Source organism: Desulfofundulus thermosubterraneus DSM 16057 (assembly GCF_900142025.1).
In the GTDB taxonomy this organism is placed as follows: domain Bacteria; phylum Bacillota; class Desulfotomaculia; order Desulfotomaculales; family Desulfovirgulaceae; genus Desulfofundulus; species Desulfofundulus thermosubterraneus.
On record NZ_FQZM01000085.1, the window covers coordinates 1 to 2,500 of the forward strand.

2 protein-coding genes are annotated in these 2,500 nt (G+C 57.0%); both read right to left on the reverse strand.

The window, feature by feature from the left end; genetic code table 11:
- Positions 1-218 precede the first annotated feature (218 nt).
- Complete coding sequence (locus BUA65_RS17410; RefSeq protein ID WP_072871655.1) at positions 219-1,334, reverse strand: FecCD family ABC transporter permease; 1,116 nt, start codon at positions 1,332-1,334, stop codon at positions 219-221.
- Positions 1,313-2,500 (reverse strand): ABC transporter substrate-binding protein (locus BUA65_RS17415; RefSeq protein WP_242656392.1); only part of this gene is annotated, 1,188 nt, incomplete at its 5' end. The genes BUA65_RS17410 and BUA65_RS17415, both read right to left, overlap by 22 nt.

A 2,500-nucleotide genomic window follows, 5' to 3' on the forward strand; every position in this document is an offset into this window, starting at 1 on the left:
GGAAGAACATTTCCCCCGGACAGGGCAAAAAGAAACACCAGACATAAGAAAAGAAGTACAGCTTTTTTAATCCCTGGCATTAAAGACCCTCCGTCATATGATTCTTTTTCTGCATGCTGACAAAATTACACGCCCCCTCCCTTAACCTTGACGTCGAAAGCCGCTTATATAAACCGGTTGCCTCCACCACCTCCTTTCCCGGTTCCTCTTTACTGAACCTACCCCCACCACTGCCGCTTTTTCTTGAGTAGGAGGTAGATGAAAAAGGGAGAGCCCATCAGGGCGGTGATAATCCCTACCGGAATTTCCGCCGGCGCAATGATGGTCCGCGCCAGGGTATCGGCCAGAAGCAGGAGCACCGCTCCCATCAGGCAGGAGCAGGGGATCAAAAACCGGTTGTCGCTGCCCACAAGCATCCGGCAGATGTGCGGCCCCACCAGGCAGACAAACCCGATGATGCCGGTGAAGGCCACCGTAGCTGCAGCAGCAAGGGTAGCCAGAGTTAGGGTATAAACCCTCAGGCGCCCCACTTTGATCCCCAGACTGGCCGCCACTTCCTCCCCGGCCCCCAGGACGTTGAGATCCCAGGCGTACAGGAGCAGTCCGGCCATACAGAACAGCACCACCGGAGTAAGCAGCATCACCGTCTGCCAGTCCGCTCCCCAGAAGCCGCCCATCAGCCAGACGACGAGTTCCTTTAAGGCATCGTTATTGGAAATGTATTTTAAAAGCGATACCCCTGCCTGGAAGAGATAGCCCACGGCCACCCCGCCCAGAACCAGCGTTTCGGGTGCCATACCCTTAAACCGGGCCAGGGAGAAAGCCAGGAGTGTGGTCAACCCCCCGAAGATGAAGGCGTTGGTAACGATGAGCCAGCGCGATACGTCGAGGTAGTTCCCGCCCACCAAGCCCGTCCCCAGCACGATGGCCAGGGCCGCCCCAAAGGCCGCGCCGCTGGAAAGCCCCATCGTGTAGGGCGAGACCAGGGGATTGCGCAGCACCCCCTGCATCACCGCCCCGGCCCCGGCCAGGCTCATCCCGGTGATGGTGGCCAGCAGAATGCGGGGGAGGCGGATCTCCCAGACCACCGTCTCGGCCAGATCACTTTCCAGGGTTACCGGCACACCCAGATGGGAAAGAATTACCCGCCAGACGTCCGCCACACTTATCCCGGCGGCTCCCACCGCGGTAGCCACCAGGGCAGTAGCACCGGTTAAGCCGAGCAAAACACCGACCAGGAGGATTTTCCGACCAATGTGGCGGGAATATGCCGTTTTAATAGCACTTATATCTGCCCCCGGACCAGGGCCACCTACTTCGACGGATAAACCCATACGCCTTTAAGCTCCTCCCCGTAGAACTTCTTGAGCATCTCCCGGTGCACCGCCTCCGGGTCTATGTCTTTAAAGAGCTCCGGGTGCAGCCATTTGGCTAGATAACAGAGGCCAACCACACTCCGCGGCCCAACGGCTATAGAAGATGAAATCAGGTAGACGTGTTTCCCTTCCACCGCCGCAGTAGTTTTGAGGGCTGGCCGCGCCATGATCTTTTGCTGTAATGAAGCCAGCTCAGTTACCGTTTTGGCCTCGAAACCGATGCCTCTTGTTGTAACACCCCCATAATCAGCAGAAACGTGCTTGACCACCACCTGTGGGTTCTTTGCCGCCACCCACTCCGGTGTAACCGTGGGGTAAGCTAAGCGAAGCGGTGTTACTATATTGAGGCCGCCGGCCCGCTCAATCAGCTCATGGGTGCCGGTACCAACACCGGAACTTCCCCACTCTTTCGTCGAGCTTTCCGAGTATACCCTCGGTTTCTGATTTGGTCGCAGCTTTTGCGTTCTTTCCGAAATCATCCGCCAGTGCTTTTCAATATAATCCGCATATGCGTTCGCACGCTTCGAGCACTGGAAAATCAGCCCCAGGGTCCGGATCTCGTTGCCCAAAAAATTCTGGTTGTATCCGTAAACTCTCATTACGGGAATCCCCGCCCGCTCGAGCTGTTTCCTGATTTCCGGTTTCATAGCCCACTCCAGCACCAGGTCGGGCTTCAGGGAAATGATCAGCTCTACGTTAGGTGTAACTGCGCTACCAACACTGGGCACTTTCTCAACGTAGCCAAGCCACTTCTGGTTTTTCTTCGTATAGTCGTAAACACCCACGACTTTTTTTTCTTGCCCCAGTGCCTTAAGAATCTCCGCCTGGTAGCTTCCCGTAACAACCACCCTCTGGGGCGGAGAGGGCACGCGGACTGTACGCTTTTCAATCTCTCCTTGGGGAGTAACGAAATGCTCCGTAACCGTTATCCTCTTCTGCCGTACAGCCGCTGCAGGCTCCGAAGCCTCCATCACTTTGTCTCTACCGGTACGGATCACCACCGTGCGCTGCGTCTCGTCCCAGTCCACCTTGGCGCCCAGCGACTCGCCGATAAAGCGCAGGGGCACCAGGGTGCGGCCGTCTAATATCTTCCCCGGCATGTCCAGGGCCACCGGTTTACCGTT